The organism is Pseudomonas allii (genome assembly GCF_055380095.1).
The window spans coordinates 3449887-3463046 of record NZ_AP039450.1; the positions used below are offsets into that span (position 1 = coordinate 3449887).

Annotated in this window: 16 protein-coding genes and 1 tRNA gene; 6 read left to right on the plus strand and 11 right to left on the minus strand. The window is 60.0% G+C overall.

Features of this window, described 5'->3' with window-relative positions; translation table 11 throughout:
- Positions 1-53 precede the first annotated feature (53 nt).
- Positions 54-581: a DinB family protein gene (locus ACZ445_RS15430; RefSeq protein WP_310863031.1), complete on the plus strand. Its 528-nt coding sequence runs from the start codon at positions 54-56 to the stop codon at positions 579-581.
- Here the strand turns inward: ACZ445_RS15430 and ACZ445_RS15435 are convergent.
- Positions 553-1026, minus strand: coding sequence for a GFA family protein (locus ACZ445_RS15435; RefSeq protein WP_058427845.1), 474 nt, complete (start codon positions 1024-1026; stop codon positions 553-555). The genes ACZ445_RS15430 and ACZ445_RS15435 overlap by 29 nt on opposite strands.
- Before the next feature lie 195 nt (positions 1027-1221).
- Here ACZ445_RS15435 and ACZ445_RS15440 point away from each other — a divergent pair, with 195 nt between their 5' ends.
- Positions 1222-1503: a hypothetical protein gene (locus tag ACZ445_RS15440; RefSeq protein WP_179028765.1), complete on the plus strand. Its 282-nt coding sequence runs from the start codon at positions 1222-1224 to the stop codon at positions 1501-1503.
- 95 nt (positions 1504-1598) lie between these two features.
- Here ACZ445_RS15440 and ACZ445_RS15445 read toward each other — a convergent pair.
- A tRNA-Leu gene (locus ACZ445_RS15445) sits at positions 1599-1685 on the minus strand.
- A 211-nt stretch (positions 1686-1896) separates the two neighbouring features.
- On the opposite strand from ACZ445_RS15445, the gene ACZ445_RS15450 reads away from it, so the two are divergent.
- Together ACZ445_RS15450 and ACZ445_RS15455 are read left to right on the plus strand one after the other, a co-directional pair.
- A complete protein-coding gene (locus tag ACZ445_RS15450; protein WP_058427843.1) occupies positions 1897-2223 on the plus strand; it encodes a DUF2388 domain-containing protein in 327 nt (108 codons plus the stop codon).
- Between the two features lie 102 nt (positions 2224-2325).
- Positions 2326-2523, plus strand: a complete 198-nt coding sequence (locus tag ACZ445_RS15455; RefSeq protein ID WP_179028767.1) for a hypothetical protein — start codon at positions 2326-2328, stop codon at positions 2521-2523.
- Here ACZ445_RS15455 and ACZ445_RS15460 read toward each other — a convergent pair whose 3' ends face one another.
- Positions 2524-2853 (minus strand): hypothetical protein, encoded by a 330-nt coding sequence (locus ACZ445_RS15460; protein WP_058427841.1) that lies wholly within the window; start codon positions 2851-2853, stop codon positions 2524-2526.
- A 229-nt stretch (positions 2854-3082) separates the two neighbouring features.
- On the opposite strand from ACZ445_RS15460, the gene ACZ445_RS15465 reads away from it, so the two are divergent.
- Complete coding sequence (locus ACZ445_RS15465) at positions 3083-3688, plus strand: cysteine hydrolase family protein (RefSeq protein ID WP_310863030.1); 606 nt, start codon at positions 3083-3085, stop codon at positions 3686-3688.
- A gap of 58 nt (positions 3689-3746) precedes the next feature.
- Here ACZ445_RS15465 and ACZ445_RS15470 read toward each other — a convergent pair whose 3' ends face one another.
- The 6 genes from ACZ445_RS15470 to pstS all read right to left on the minus strand — a co-directional run bounded on the left by ACZ445_RS15470 (position 3747) and on the right by pstS (position 8865).
- On the minus strand, positions 3747-4337 hold the full coding sequence (locus tag ACZ445_RS15470; RefSeq protein ID WP_058427839.1) for a hypothetical protein: 591 nt from the start codon (positions 4335-4337) through the stop codon (positions 3747-3749).
- Entirely contained in the window at positions 4337-5035 is a 699-nt protein-coding gene (locus tag ACZ445_RS15475; protein ID WP_058427838.1) for a hypothetical protein, read from the minus strand. The genes ACZ445_RS15470 and ACZ445_RS15475 overlap by 1 nt, the downstream gene beginning before the upstream one ends.
- A gap of 30 nt (positions 5036-5065) precedes the next feature.
- Positions 5066-5827, minus strand: coding sequence for a phosphate ABC transporter ATP-binding protein PstB (gene pstB / locus ACZ445_RS15480; protein ID WP_217649954.1), 762 nt, complete (start codon positions 5825-5827; stop codon positions 5066-5068).
- A gap of 76 nt (positions 5828-5903) precedes the next feature.
- Positions 5904-6797, minus strand: coding sequence for a phosphate ABC transporter permease PstA (gene pstA, locus ACZ445_RS15485; RefSeq protein ID WP_058427836.1), 894 nt, complete (start codon positions 6795-6797; stop codon positions 5904-5906).
- The gene (pstC, locus tag ACZ445_RS15490) at positions 6797-7762 is read right to left on the minus strand and encodes a phosphate ABC transporter permease subunit PstC (RefSeq protein ID WP_058427835.1); all 966 of its coding nucleotides are present in this window, start codon (positions 7760-7762) and stop codon (positions 6797-6799) included. Before pstC ends, pstA begins: the two co-directional genes overlap by 1 nt.
- Positions 7763-7836: 74 nt before the next feature.
- Entirely contained in the window at positions 7837-8865 is a 1029-nt protein-coding gene (gene pstS, locus ACZ445_RS15495) for a phosphate ABC transporter substrate-binding protein PstS (protein WP_058427834.1), read from the minus strand.
- 186 nt (positions 8866-9051) lie between these two features.
- On the opposite strand from pstS, the gene ppk2 reads away from it, so the two are divergent.
- Positions 9052-9969: a polyphosphate kinase 2 gene (gene ppk2 / locus ACZ445_RS15500; RefSeq protein WP_058427833.1), complete on the plus strand. Its 918-nt coding sequence runs from the start codon at positions 9052-9054 to the stop codon at positions 9967-9969.
- A 25-nt stretch (positions 9970-9994) separates the two neighbouring features.
- Here ppk2 and treS read toward each other — a convergent pair whose 3' ends face one another.
- Together treS and ACZ445_RS15510 are read right to left on the minus strand one after the other, a co-directional pair.
- The gene (treS, locus tag ACZ445_RS15505; protein WP_464707219.1) at positions 9995-12058 is read right to left on the minus strand and encodes a maltose alpha-D-glucosyltransferase; all 2064 of its coding nucleotides are present in this window, start codon (positions 12056-12058) and stop codon (positions 9995-9997) included.
- Positions 12059-12184: 126 nt separating this feature from the next.
- Entirely contained in the window at positions 12185-13108 is a 924-nt protein-coding gene (locus tag ACZ445_RS15510; protein ID WP_464707220.1) for a helix-turn-helix domain-containing protein, read from the minus strand.
- Positions 13109-13160 lie beyond the last annotated feature (52 nt).

Consider the following 13160-nt stretch of genomic DNA (forward strand, 5'->3'; position numbering starts at 1 on the left):
CCGGGCGGGCACGGCTTATCATCCTGTCATCGCGCCTTCGAGAGAGCATTCACGTGAACCGGATTGAACACATCGCATTGATGGCCCACTACAACCAGTGGATGAACCGCAAGCTCTACGACGCGGCCTACACGTTGTCGGACGCGGAGTTGTCGATGGATCGCCAGGCGTTTTTCGGCTCGATCCTCGGCACGCTGAACCATGTGGCGCTGGGCGACACCGTGTGGCTCAAGCGCTTTGCCCTGCACCCCGCCGGCTACACAGCGCTGGCGCCGCTGGAGGCGATTGCCGCACCGCTCGACCTGAGGCAGTTGGCATTTTCCGATATCCGCGAGTTGAGCACTCGCCGCGCCTGGCTGGACCAACTGATCATCGACTGGGCTCACACCGTGCGCGAGCCCGACCTGGATCAGCGCCTGCACTACAGCAACATGCGCGGCGTGACAGCCGACAAACCCTTCTTCAGCCTGCTGGTGCACTTCTTCAACCACCAGACCCATCATCGCGGCCAGGCCACCACGCTGCTGAGCCAGGTGGGGCTGGATGTGGGCACTACGGATTTGCTGGCGCTGATCGACTGAACTCGGCGTACGCCTGCAGCACGCGCGGAAATTCCTGAGGTTCGGGCAATTGCGCAAAGCTTTCAACGGCGGGCGTGGACACCCAGGGCAATTTTTCGCGGGTCCAGGTTTCCATGAAAGGTACGTAATCGCCGGCGTTATCCAGCAACGTCGCACGCACGTTGACGAACTCATCGATGCCATGGGGACGGGTGAACAGCCAGCTCATGCAGTGCGGGCAAAAGTAATGCCGGTCCACGCCCTGCAGGCCGCCGATTACCGGGCAGCCCTGAGTGACTGTAAAACCGCTGGCGGGAATCAACGCGCTCAAGGAGAACGCGCTGGAGGACATCTTCTGGCAACCGGTGCAGTGGCAGGCCATGGTGATCACCGGGGCGGCGCTCACGCTGAAACGCACACGTTCACAACGGCAACTGCCCTCTTGCGGCAGGGTCTCGACGCTCATCATCGCTTCCTTTCTTATTGAAGGGGTGGATGGCAGGTTAGCGTCCGACCTCAGCCTTGAACAGGCCGAAAACAAAACCGAACGCTGACACGCCGGAGGGGTCGTAACCCTAGGTATCGGGATTTTTATTGCCCCGCCCTCCCCGCGTGCATCGTGGGTCTACCGATGTGCGTACCCCAAGAAGGAGACGCTTACATGGTCATTCACTTCAAGGTCGCCGGCCATTTGGCCTGTGGCCACCACGGCAACAACCTGCCTTCCAGCACCGAGCTGAACCGGGTCAAATGCCGTACCTGTCGCAATACCGACGCCTACAAGGAAGCGCGCCGCACCCAGCGCAACGCTGCCCGCCGTGCCAATCGCAAGGCCAAGAGCCACAGCGCCGTCGACTGGCGCAGCACGTGGACGCAACGGCTTACTGACTTGCCAGGGTTGCAGCGTTTGCCACGGGGGTTTAGTGGTCAGCCGTTTGTATAAGCCGCACATGCTAAAAAGCCCCGGATGATTCGGGGCTTTTTTTCTTAAAAAATAAGGGCCTGCGTCAGGTTTCCCCAGCAAGCCCTTGATATCTATGGTGCCCGAACCCGGAATCGAACCGGGACGCCCTTACGAGCGGGGGATTTTAAGTCCCATGCGTCTACCAGTTTCGCCATTCGGGCGGCAGCGCGTGTTGCAGGGTTGGGAATATATAGACCCCGTCGCTTCGATGCAAGGTCGCAAGGCAGCTTTATTGCATAACCGAACCGATGAAAAAGCTTGTTAGATCAGTGATCTAGATAAGCTTTTGGAAGCCAGCCCAACAGACCTGTTGCTTGACAACCCGCCGGCTCTGGTATCGTGACACCCCCAACGGAATGGACATCTCGCAGAATGGAGTCACGTAAGGTATTCGCAATCACCATCCTCGCACTGCTCGGCAACTCAGCCGTGGCCGCCGAGAACAACAACCCGTTTCAGGCCGCGCTGATGCTCACGTCGGTCGCTCCCTTTGTGCTGACCTCCGGCGCCCTGGCGTTAACCTCCGCTATTCCTGACCTGTTCAAATCCTCCAAAAGCGATGCACTTGCGTATATCGGCTCAGGGGGAGAGATCCGTGGGGCGCAGTTTGAACAGGCATCGCGCTACTACCGTTCAAACTACACTGCCCCCCTAATGTCTGACATGCAGTTGGCCCAGGCCATTGCCACGACTCTCTGACCCTTCAGCCCAACAAGGAAGTCATCGCTGATGCACAAGTCCCCTACCTGGCTACACACAACCCTGTCGATACCGGTCTAAGCGACTGCGGTCGTGTTTTGGATGTTGACCGTCTACCTGATCGTCACTGCGTCGGTGAAGATGCTTTCCCGATTTGTGACGCCCGAGCAGATTGGCGAAGGGGTGGCCAACTTGCTCGTAGCCGTTGCCCTGGCCGCATTGGGTAGTGGCCTGTGGAAACTGGCCAGGTATGTCCGGACGTCATCCTTCAAAAAGCCGGCGAAGGCGACTTTGACGTAACTATTCTGTAACAGACGCAGCGTCTGGCGCTGGCTTCTTGAGCGCCAGCGCTGGATCGGGCACCTCGACCCAGCCCTTCTTCAGATACTCACCTGCCACGATTTTACGTATCAGGAAACAGTAGATGATGGGCAATACTGCAATCGGTATCGCCGCCCAGGGCGGGCCTGCCAAGAGGCCCAGTCCGAGGGCGGCCCCCCAGATCAGCAAGTGGCGCCAAAGGCCCGCGAAGAGCAGGTAGAGAGGGCCGAGAAACAGTACGGCCAGGACCTGAAAGGCGTCGACCTCTTCAACCTGGTCACTGTCCGGATGTTTGAAATAGCGGGTCATTGCACTGTCCTTGTGGGGTGAGAAGCCGAAGAATCTAACACTGGCGGCCTTGTATTCCTACTGAACCATCAGCCTTTCCTGACGAGCCTGCGGGTCGCTGCCCATTGATGTTGAAGCCGACTATGCTAAGGCGATGTGCGTGATCCGAGACGTCAGGCTCGCCCGCCTCTGGTTCCCCAGCGGCTGGTAGCTGAATACCCGCAGTGATCCCCCCTATCGGAGACCCGAGATGAATCCCAATACCACCGCCCTTGTCCTGATCGAATTCCAGAACGACTTCACCACCCCGGGTGGTGTGTTCCATGACGCGGTCAAAGACGTGATGCATCAGTCCGACATGCTGGCCAACACCGCCACCACCGTACAACAGGCGCGCACACTGGGCGTGAAAATCATTCACCTGCCCATCCAGTTCGCCGAAGGCTATCCGGAGCTGGCGTTGCGCGACTATGGGATTCTCAAAGGTGTAGCCGACGGCAGTGCGTTTCGTACCGGCAGTTGGGGGGCAGAGACCAGCGAGTCGATTCCCCGTGAACCCGGCGATATTCTCGTGGAGGGCAAGCGCGGGCTGGATGGTTTTGCCACCACGGGCCTGGACCTGGTGCTGCGCAACAATGGTGTCCAGAACCTGGTGGTGGCAGGCTTTCTGACCAACTGCTGCGTTGAAGGCACGGTGCGATCAGGGTATGAGAAGGGTTACAACGTGGTGACCTTGAGCGACTGCACCGCCACCTTCACCGACGAACAACAAAAGGCCGCCGAACACTTCACGCTGCCGATGTTTTCGAAGGTGTTGCGCCATACCGAGTTTCTTGGGGCGTTGAGCGCCCAGTAAGAAAAAGGGAGCGACTGATCACTCAGCCGCTCCCTTTTATTTCAACCGTCGAGTGGTTTTATCCGTTGAGCGTCAACCCCGGATAAGCCCGCACCGGCACCTTGTGCCGCTGCGGTTGCTGCCGGGCAAGCTGCGCCTGGACCTGCGCAACCGCATCCAGCACGCGTTGCGCCCACTGCTCGTCTTCCGGGTCGACGACCACCACGCGAAAACCATGGTCGACGCCTTCAAGCTGCACGCCCTCGGAATCATCGACGTGCAAGTCGATGTCGAAGGCCGGCGGGAATTTCGACGGTGTGCTCGTCAGCCCACGCTCGGTGAGAGCCTGGTTGTGTCGCACGCTGTTGACCACGCCATCCACATGGATGCCATACAGCAGCAACCAACGACGGATGTAGGACGGCGTGCGGCCCGATGACGTGTAGACCCACACGCTGCAGCCCTGGCGGCGCAGCTCGCGGGTCAGCTTGCGGGTGCCACTGCGCAGCGGCTCACCCAGCCAACGGTGCACACACGCCGGCAAGCGGCTGTGTTCGGTCGCGCTGTGGTGCAGCTGACAGGCCAGCGTGTCATCGATATCGAACGAGATACGGATGCGTTGACGCTTGAACACCCGCTTGATTGTGTCGAGCACTGGGTACCTTCCCATCATTGATTTCCCTGATACACAGGCACAGGTGTGTCGCTCAGGAAAAACTCCATTGGATCAGGGGCCTTATCTTCCAGGAACGCGGCATATTTTTTCTTGATCTTGGGCAATTCGTACAAGGCCATTACGCCATGCTTGGCGGAGTTGCGTATGACCGAGGACGGGTTGAAGTAGCCCTCGGCGTTGTCCAGCGTCAGTACAAATGGGGCCAACCCCTCGCGCATCAACAGGTAGCTGACGATCAGCGAGCCACTGCGGTGGTTGCCTTCAATGAACAACTGCGGCTTGCTGAGGACCCGCACATACACCCCGGCTGCGCGCTTCCACACCGACTCGCTGTGGTGCTTGCAGTACCAGTTGTACAAATCCTTGATGCCACCTTCGACATTATTGAAAAAATGCACTTCGGTGGCCGCCAGGTGCTGGGCGTATTCACGCCTGCGTACCGGGTCCGTGCCGCACAGCACGGTGGCGTTGATCTCCAGCATCAGGTTCAGCTGCTGAAGGTCGAACAGATCGACACCGCGCGCCACATAGTCGTCAATCAGGGCGTAGCCTTCAAGCACATTCTGCAGCACTTCGTCCGTCAGCGGGTCGCGTGGCTCGGTAAAGTCCCGGCTGAGCTGGGCAAAACGGCTCTGGACCTCACGCAGGGCGCGTTCGATGGCGAGCAAATCAAGGCGACGTGTTGCAGTCATTGGCAATCCTGAAAAACGATGAATGGCGGGTCAGCTGAACTTGCCGCTGATGTAGTCCCCGGTCATTTGTTCGCGCGGGTTTTCGAAGATCTGCGTGGTCGCGCCCATTTCCACCAGGTACCCGGTACGGGTGCCCTGGGAGATGTCCACCGAGAAAAACGCGGTGGTATCGGCCACACGGATCGCCTGCTGCATGTTGTGGGTGACTAGGGCGATGGTGTAGTCCTTCTTCAACTCGACCATCAGCTCTTCCACCCGGCGCGTGGCAATCGGGTCGAGTGCCGAGCAGGGTTCGTCCAGCAGCAGCACTTCCGGCTCGGTGGCGATGGCGCGGGCGATGCACAGGCGTTGCTGCTGACCGCCGGACAGCGACAGGCCGCTGACCTTGAGCTTGTCCTTGACCTCATCCCACAACGCAGCGCCTTGCAGGGCGTGCTTGACGCGGTCGCCGAGGTCGCCTTTGTAGCGGTTCAGGCGCAGGCCAAAGGCCACGTTGTCGAAAATACTCATGGAGAACGGGTTCGGCTGCTGGAACACCATGCCGATGTAACGGCGCACGACTACCGGGTCAACGCCTTTGCCGTACACGTCCTGGCCGAGGAAGTGCACATGGCCTTCGAAACGGAAGCCCTTCACCAGGTCATTCATGCGATTGAGGCTTCGCAGCACGGTGGATTTGCCGCAGCCGGACGGGCCGATGAAGCCGGTGATCTTGTTTTTCTCGATCGGCACATGGCTGTCACGCACCGCCATGAAATTGCCGTAGAAAATCTTGTCCAGCTTGCAGTCCATGACCACAGGCGACTGGGTGATAAACGGAGCGGCTACTTGCGCAGTTGACATGTTCAAAATTCAGATGCTCCCGTTCTTAATACTTGGGCTTGCCGAAAATACGGCTCACGATATTCACGACCAGCACGATCATCACCAGCACCAACGAAGCCGCCCAGGCGAGCTCCAGCTGGTTGTCGAACGGCATGCCGGAGAAGTTGTAGATCAGCACGGCGAGGGACGCGGTTGGATTCATCACCGCCAGGCTGCCGTCGTGGTAGATCCAGTAGTTACTGAACAGCGCGGTGAACAACAGCGGCGCGGTTTCGCCGGCGGCGCGGGCCACGGCGAGCATGACGCCCGTGAGGATCGCGGGCATGCCGGTGGGCAAGACAATTTTCCAGATCACCTGCGAGCGGGTGCAGCCCATGCCGTAGGCGGCGTCCTTCATGATCTTGGGCACCATCTTCATCGACTCTTCCGCCGTCAGCACCACGATCGGCAGCATCAGCACGGCCAACGCCACGCCGCCTGCCGGTGCCGAGTACGTGCCGGTGGTCATGACCACCAGGGCGTAGGCGAACACACCCGCCAGGATCGATGGCAGGCCGGTAAGCATCTTGGCGGCAAAGCGCGAAGCGTTTGCCAGCTTGCTGTCCGGCCCCAATTCCGCCAGGAAAATCGCCGCCAGGATGCCGACCGGCACCGCGATGGCGGCGGCAATACCGACCATCACGAAGGTACCGGCCATGGCATTACCAAAACCGCCGCCGGTCTCGAAACCGGTAGGCGGCAGTTCGGTGAACACTTCCAGGCTCAGGCGCGCACCGCCACGGGTGATCAGCATGTAGAGCACGGAAATCAGCGGCACGCTGGCCAGCAGTGCGCCGAACCACACCAGGGTGGTCAGCACCAGGCTGCGCAGGGCACGGCCTTCGAACCGGCGCTGCAGGCTCGGCATGGCGGTCATAGGCGTAGAAAGGTCAGTCATTATTTAGTCCCCCGCTGGGCGTAGACCATGATCATCGAACCAATGATGTTCACCAGCAGCGTGATGAACATCAGCACCAGGGCGGCGTACATCAACACTTCGATCTCGTTGGGGCCGGCTTCGGGGAAGTTCAGCGCCAACAGGGCCGCCAGGGTATTGGCCGGGGCAAACAGCGACAGCGAGATGTTGTTGGCGTTACCGACCAGCATGGCCAGGGCCATGGTTTCACCCAGGGCGCGGCCCAGGCCGAGCACCAGGGAACCGAAGATGCCGGTCGCAGCGGACGGCACCATCACCTTGAGAATCGCTTCCCAGTGGGTGGTGCCCATGCCGTAGGCGGCTTGCTTGGTTTTCATCGGTACACCCGTGAGGGCGTCCTGGGAAACGGCAGCGATGGTCGGCAGGATCATGATCGCCAGCACCAGAGCAGCAGGTAACAGGCCTGGCCCGCTGAGGGACGTGCCGAAAAAAGGAATCCAGCCCAGTTCGCTGTTCAACCACGCGGTGAGCGGGCGGATGGCCGGGATCACCACGTAGATGCCCCACAGGCCGTAGACCACGCTGGGGATGGCGGCGAGCAATTCGACAATGGTGCGAAACACCGCCGCCAGTTTTGCCGGCAGGAAATCCTGGGTGAGAAAAATCGCCATGCTGACGCCGAAGAAACCTGCGATCAGCAACGCGATGAGGGCGCTGTAAAGCGTGCCCCAAATAGCTGGCAAAATGCCGTACTTGCCTTGGTTAACGTCCCAGACACTGCCGAACAGCACATCGAAACCGTGCTTTTCCATGCCGGGAAGTGCCTTGCGCCCTACCTCGAAGACCAGCGCGAAGACCAGCGCCAGCACCAACACCACGCCGATGCGTGCAAGCGCACGGAAGGTGCGGTCAACCAGGAAATCCTTGGTAGAGGGTGGCTGGCACGCAGAATCCGGGTTGACCGGTACGACAAAGGGTTTGTTCATTGGTTGATTCCGGAACAAGGGGGGATCGCTCCCGACATGGCTGACAGCCCATGCCGGGAGTGGCGTGGCGAGCCTTACTGGATGTTGGCGGAAGCTTTGCGAACCTGGTCGACTACCGATTTAGGCAGCGGGATGTAGCCCATCGAGTCGGCGATTTTCTGGCCTTCGGTCAGGCTGTACTCGACCATTTCACGCATGGCCTTGGCCTTGGCCGGGTTGCCGTTGTCCTTGCGGAAGATCATCCAGGTGTAGGAGGTGATCGGGTAGGACTTGGCGCCATCCGGATCCGGCAGCCAGGCCACCAGGCTTTCCGGCATCTTCACCGCAGCCAGGGCTTCGGCACCGCTTTCGGCGTTTGGTACCACGTACTTGCCTGCCTTGTTCTGCAGCTGGGCAAAATCAACCTTGGCCAGTTTGGCGAAACCGTACTCGATGTAACCGATGGCGCCTGGGGTCTGGCGCACGGTGGCGGTCACGCCGTCGTTCTTTGGCGATTTGATGAACTTGTCGCTGGCAGGCCAGTTGACGGTGTTGCCTTCGCCCAGGTCTTTCTGGAACTCAGGGTTGATCGCCGACAGGTGCTTGGTGAATACCGCTGTGGTGCCGCTGGAGTCTGCACGCACCACCACGGTGATCGGCAGCTCTGGCAGTTTCAGGCCTGGGTTGGCGGCGGCGATCTTCGGATCGTTCCACTTGGTGATCTTGCCCAGGAAGATGTTGGAGTACACGTCGCGCGGCAACTTGAGCTCTTTAGGGTTGCCCGGCAGGTTGAAGGCCAACACGATTTCACCAGCGGTCATCGGCAGCAGTTGCACGCCTTCGGCCACCTTGGCGATGTCTTCGTCTTTCATAGCCGAGTCGCTGGCGGCGAAATCGACGGTTTTGTTCAGGAAGTCCTGTACACCCGCACCGCTACCCTTGGACTGGTAGTCAACGGTGACGCCCTCGGTTTTCTTGCTGAAATCCTTGAACCAAGTGAGGTAGATCGGCGCGGGGAAGCTCGCACCGGAACCGGTCAGACGGATGCTCTCGGCAGCAAACACCGAGGTGGCACTGAGAGAAACCGCAACGGCGAGTGCAGCAGACTTCATCAGACGTTTCATTCAGGAAAATCCTTGTGAATTACGGGCTGGGGAACTCTGCAACAATCTTGTTACGGTTTTATGAACGTGGAGTGGCAAAACGCCTGGTTGTCCCCCTCTCCCACCGCAATCAGGCATTTTGACGTCATTGGTTCGTAACAAATTGAGACTAAGACTTTGCCATCCCCCACCACGCGAGTTCCGTCCATGTCCTCGATCGAAGACGCCTTGATGCAACGCATCCACCGTGAACTGCTGGATCACAGTGACGAAGAGCTGGAACTGGAGCTGTCCGAAGACGGGCACGACCTCAATGCGCTGTTTGACGAACATGTGGGTGAAAGCGCCGAAAAAACCGCACGCAGGATTTACTTCAGCGAGCTGTTCCGCCTGCAAGGCGAGCTGGTGAAGTTGCAGAGCTGGGTGGTCAAGACCGGCCACAAGGTGGTGATCCTGTTCGAAGGGCGGGATGCCGCCGGCAAAGGCGGTGTGATAAAGCGCATTACGCAACGCCTGAACCCCAGGGTCTGCCGGGTGGCCGCCCTGCCCGCGCCGAACGACCGCGAACAGACCCAGTGGTACTTCCAGCGCTACGTCTCGCACCTGCCAGCCGCCGGTGAAATCGTGCTGTTCGACCGCAGTTGGTACAACCGCGCCGGCGTCGAGCAGGTCATGGGGTTTTGCAACGCCGACCAGTACGAAGAGTTCTTCCGCAGCGTGCCGGAGTTCGAAAGAATGCTGGCCCGCTCTGGTATCCAGTTGATCAAGTACTGGTTTTCCATCTCCGACCAGGAACAGCACCTGCGCTTTCTCAGCCGTATTCACGACCCGCTCAAGCAGTGGAAACTCAGCCCTATGGACCTGGAATCCCGCCGACGCTGGGAAGCCTACACCAAGGCCAAGGAAATCATGCTCGAACGCACCCACATCGCCGAAGCGCCATGGTGGGTGGTGCAAGCCGATGACAAGAAGAAAGCCCGGCTCAACTGCATCCACCATTTGCTCGGGCAGATGCCCTATGAAGAAGTGCAATTGCCGGTAATCGAGTTGCCACAGCGTGTGCGGCAGGAAGATTATTCCCGCAGCCCCACGCCGCCGGAGTTGATCGTGCCGCAGCTCTACTGAGTCAGCTGCAAGCTCGCCCCCGCAATTACAGGGGCGAGTTGCTCACCACCCGCAGCGCCAGGCCCTCATAGGCATCCAGCGTGATCGTAAACTCGCCTTCCGCCGTCAAGTCACCCTCAACCCGCTCATTGATGATGTCCACCACCAGCCCCGCGCCAATATCCGGCAAATGCAGGGTTTCGGTGATGGGCGTGGCACCGAAGTTCAGCGCGGTGATTTGAATGCCTTTGCCAGCGGGCAATTCGTGGACCATCACCAACAACCCTGGGTTTTCCACCTCCGGCACCTGGATCTGGCGGCTGGCGGCAATGTCATAGGCACGGCGTACCGCGAGGATTTTTTGCAGTTGCGAAGCAAACGACTCGGGGTCCTGCAACTGGCTGTTGAGGCTGCCATACAAGCTTTTCGAGCGCGGCATCTGGCCGGCGGACAATTCGGCATCCGGGTTCAAATCCACCAGGTCATAAGCACCGCGATGAATCCAGCGCGTATCGCCGTCCTGCATCAAGTGCCCGACCTCTTCCGCCGCCAGCGGCAGCGCACCCACCAGGTCCCAGCCCGACAAGGCAAACACCCCCGGCTGCATGGCGTTGTACATCACCAACAGCAAATGGATCTGGCGTATCTGCTGGATATCCGTTTGGGTGATGGCGTCCAGGTCTCGGATCCCCAGCGCCGCCGTGATGATGCTGACGGTGGTGCAGGACACGCCGTTGGTGACGAACTTGAGGTTGTACGGTGCCTGTTCGCCGGCCAGGCGCTCGTACATCTGTTCGCGAATGTGCTCGCGCAGGATGTTCCCGGGAAAGGTCTGGCCCTGGTACAGGAAAGTGTCATGGGCATGCAGGGTCCAGAAGTGCACCAGTTCCAGGGTCAGTTCATCGTGGTTCTGCAGCGCATGGATCAGTGAGCCGGGGTCGATCCCCTGGCGGTGCATTTCGCGCAGCATCAGGCGCAGGAACTCGGCGTCACCCATCAACAACGCGTGCTGGTAAGCGGGACGGGTGATGAAGTCATAGGACAGGTCGGCACCGCCATGGGACATGGACGCGATGTCATCCACGGTGAGGTTCAGCTCCTGGAAACTGAAACCGCCGGCCTTGCGAATCGCCCCACCCAGCAACTGGTTGCCGGTGATCGACAGCGGATGGCTCTCGGACCAGGCCGTGCCGTCCAGCTTGCGCTCCACGCCGAGGAAACCGTTGGCGTCCAGGCGCAGGATCTTCGCGCCCATCACGTCGATGGCGTGCAATGCATCACCAATGATCATCTGCTGCGCGGCGAAACTCGGGTCCAGCCAGTTCAACGACGGTTGGCCTTCCTTGAAGTAATGCAGGTAAACCCAGCGACGCAGCTTGCCATCCACGCCCAGCACCACGTCGGTGGCGCTCCAGTCGGTTTCCTTGACGCCGGGCTCGAAGAAGATCACCCGCTGCAGCTGGCCGACGATGTAGTGCTTGTCACGCAATGCATCGACCTGCGCCGGGCTGAGGTTCTGCGCATCGCGGCCCTCGGCGACGTCGGGTAGCAACGGCCAGTCTTCTTCGCGGATTTCCACCATGTGGTACAGGCCGGGGTAGTCCTCGTACGCCATCTCGGCCAGGCGGAAGTCCGCACCCTTGCCGGTGTGGGACGGGATCACATCGTCGATGATCACCGCATTGTGCGCCGCCGCCATGCGCGTCAACGCCTGCAACTGCGCCTCGGTGCCCAGTTGCGGGTCGATCTCGAAACTGATGCGGTCGAAATTACCGTCGATGGTCGGCGTGTGCTGAATACCGCTCAAACCGCCGGATTTTTTCAGCGGGCCGTTATGGATGCCCTGGATGCCGATCTTCGACAAGGCATGCCACAGCGCCTCATCCCCCAACGCCTCCAACACCGTACCGCCTTCGCGGGTCACGATTGAAGCCGGGTACGCGGTGAACCATACCGACGACAACGCCGAAGCGTCCCGGGGCCGGGTCTGTGCGTAAGGCTGCTGCCACAACCGGCCCTGGCCCGAATAGAGCTTGGCGCGCTGGCGGGCCGCGTGCAGCATCGATTGCTCCACCAGCCAGTTCACATGGTTGTTTTCAGCCGCGGTCATAAGTCGGATACCTGTCGTGGTGAATCAGCCCAACCGGCTGATTTCAATCGGTTGTCCTTATATGAGGCGTCAGGGGGCCATTCGTTGCATTGAATCCGGTATTGCCGATTCGGGCTCGGTCGGGGGCTATTGCTTGCGATACTCGCGTGGCGTCATCCCGGTGTGACGCCGGAATACCTGGGCGAAATGCGCAGGGCTGCCGTACCCCACGTCCAGCGCCACCTGAATGATGCTCTGATCGGTGCTCGACAACAGTTCGCGGGCTCGGGTCATGCGCAACTGAATGAAAAACTGCGACGGTGAATGACCTGTCGCCTGCTGAAACAGGCGGCTGAAGTAATAACGGCTCAAGCCTGCTTCCTGGGCTAATGTCGGCATGCTGAGGTCAGTATCGAGCGACGCTTGCATGCGCCTGATGACACGTTGCAGGCGATAGGCCGGTAAGGCATTGCGGCCTTTCACACCTGCATCATCCCGATACTGTCGAACCAGGTGCACCGCGAGTGCCTGCGCCAGGCCTATGGCACACAGCACGCTCGGCGTTGAACGCTGGGCAAGTTCTTCGTAAATACACCTGACCAGACGCTCGACATACGCGTCGTTTGCCCCTGAAAGCTCCAGCAGACGCACCTGGCTGGCGTCCTGCTGAATGTCCGTAGCGGCCAGATCCAACAAGCGCTGGCTCAGGTAAAGATGGACCACCTTGAAATCGTCGCTCCCCGTGGTCTGCCAGCGCATTTCGTAGGGCTCATCGGCCCTGGTCAGAAAAAAATCACCTGCTGCCACGTCGCTGACCCGCCAGCCCTGCCCGCGCTCACGCTCCTCGACCCGCGCAGCGCCCGACAGTACAAGGACCAGAAGCGGCTCCGCCACTGCCGGCACGACAAGATCGCGCAGGGTGCTGCGGTGGGTGTAAACCTGCATTTGCACATCAGGATGCAACCAATGTGTCGGCCCTGCGCAGGCGCTATGAGGCAGGTATCGCGGCATCTGTTCTGCCGCAATCCGTGCCGGGCCTGAAAACTCTTCGGTTGATCGGACGCTGTTCATTTGAGGACCTGCTTGAGAGCTAGAAGCCGACTACCCGCGATAAAAAAGCACA

Excerpts from the sequence above, each read along its gene's own strand:
- ACZ445_RS15435 (WP_058427845.1), bottom strand. The coding sequence starts at position 1,026 with ATGAGCGTCGAGACCCTGCCGCAAGAGGGCAGTTGCCGTTGTGAACGT.
- ACZ445_RS15440 (WP_179028765.1), top strand. The coding sequence starts at position 1,222 with ATGGTCATTCACTTCAAGGTCGCCGGCCATTTGGCCTGTGGCCACCAC.
- ACZ445_RS15450 (WP_058427843.1), top strand. The coding sequence starts at position 1,897 with ATGGAGTCACGTAAGGTATTCGCAATCACCATCCTCGCACTGCTCGGC.
- ACZ445_RS15455 (WP_179028767.1), top strand. The coding sequence starts at position 2,326 with ATGTTGACCGTCTACCTGATCGTCACTGCGTCGGTGAAGATGCTTTCC.
- ACZ445_RS15460 (WP_058427841.1), bottom strand. The coding sequence starts at position 2,853 with ATGACCCGCTATTTCAAACATCCGGACAGTGACCAGGTTGAAGAGGTC.
- ACZ445_RS15465 (WP_310863030.1), top strand. The coding sequence starts at position 3,083 with ATGAATCCCAATACCACCGCCCTTGTCCTGATCGAATTCCAGAACGAC.
- ACZ445_RS15470 (WP_058427839.1), bottom strand. The coding sequence starts at position 4,337 with ATGGGAAGGTACCCAGTGCTCGACACAATCAAGCGGGTGTTCAAGCGT.
- ACZ445_RS15475 (WP_058427838.1), bottom strand. The coding sequence starts at position 5,035 with ATGACTGCAACACGTCGCCTTGATTTGCTCGCCATCGAACGCGCCCTG.
- pstB (WP_217649954.1), bottom strand. The coding sequence starts at position 5,827 with ATGGACTGCAAGCTGGACAAGATTTTCTACGGCAATTTCATGGCGGTG.
- pstA (WP_058427836.1), bottom strand. The coding sequence starts at position 6,797 with ATGACTGACCTTTCTACGCCTATGACCGCCATGCCGAGCCTGCAGCGC.
- pstC (WP_058427835.1), bottom strand. The coding sequence starts at position 7,762 with ATGAACAAACCCTTTGTCGTACCGGTCAACCCGGATTCTGCGTGCCAG.
- pstS (WP_058427834.1), bottom strand. The coding sequence starts at position 8,865 with ATGAAACGTCTGATGAAGTCTGCTGCACTCGCCGTTGCGGTTTCTCTC.
- ppk2 (WP_058427833.1), top strand. The coding sequence starts at position 9,052 with ATGTCCTCGATCGAAGACGCCTTGATGCAACGCATCCACCGTGAACTG.
- treS (WP_464707219.1), bottom strand. The coding sequence starts at position 12,058 with ATGACCGCGGCTGAAAACAACCATGTGAACTGGCTGGTGGAGCAATCG.
- ACZ445_RS15510 (WP_464707220.1), bottom strand. The coding sequence starts at position 13,108 with ATGAACAGCGTCCGATCAACCGAAGAGTTTTCAGGCCCGGCACGGATT.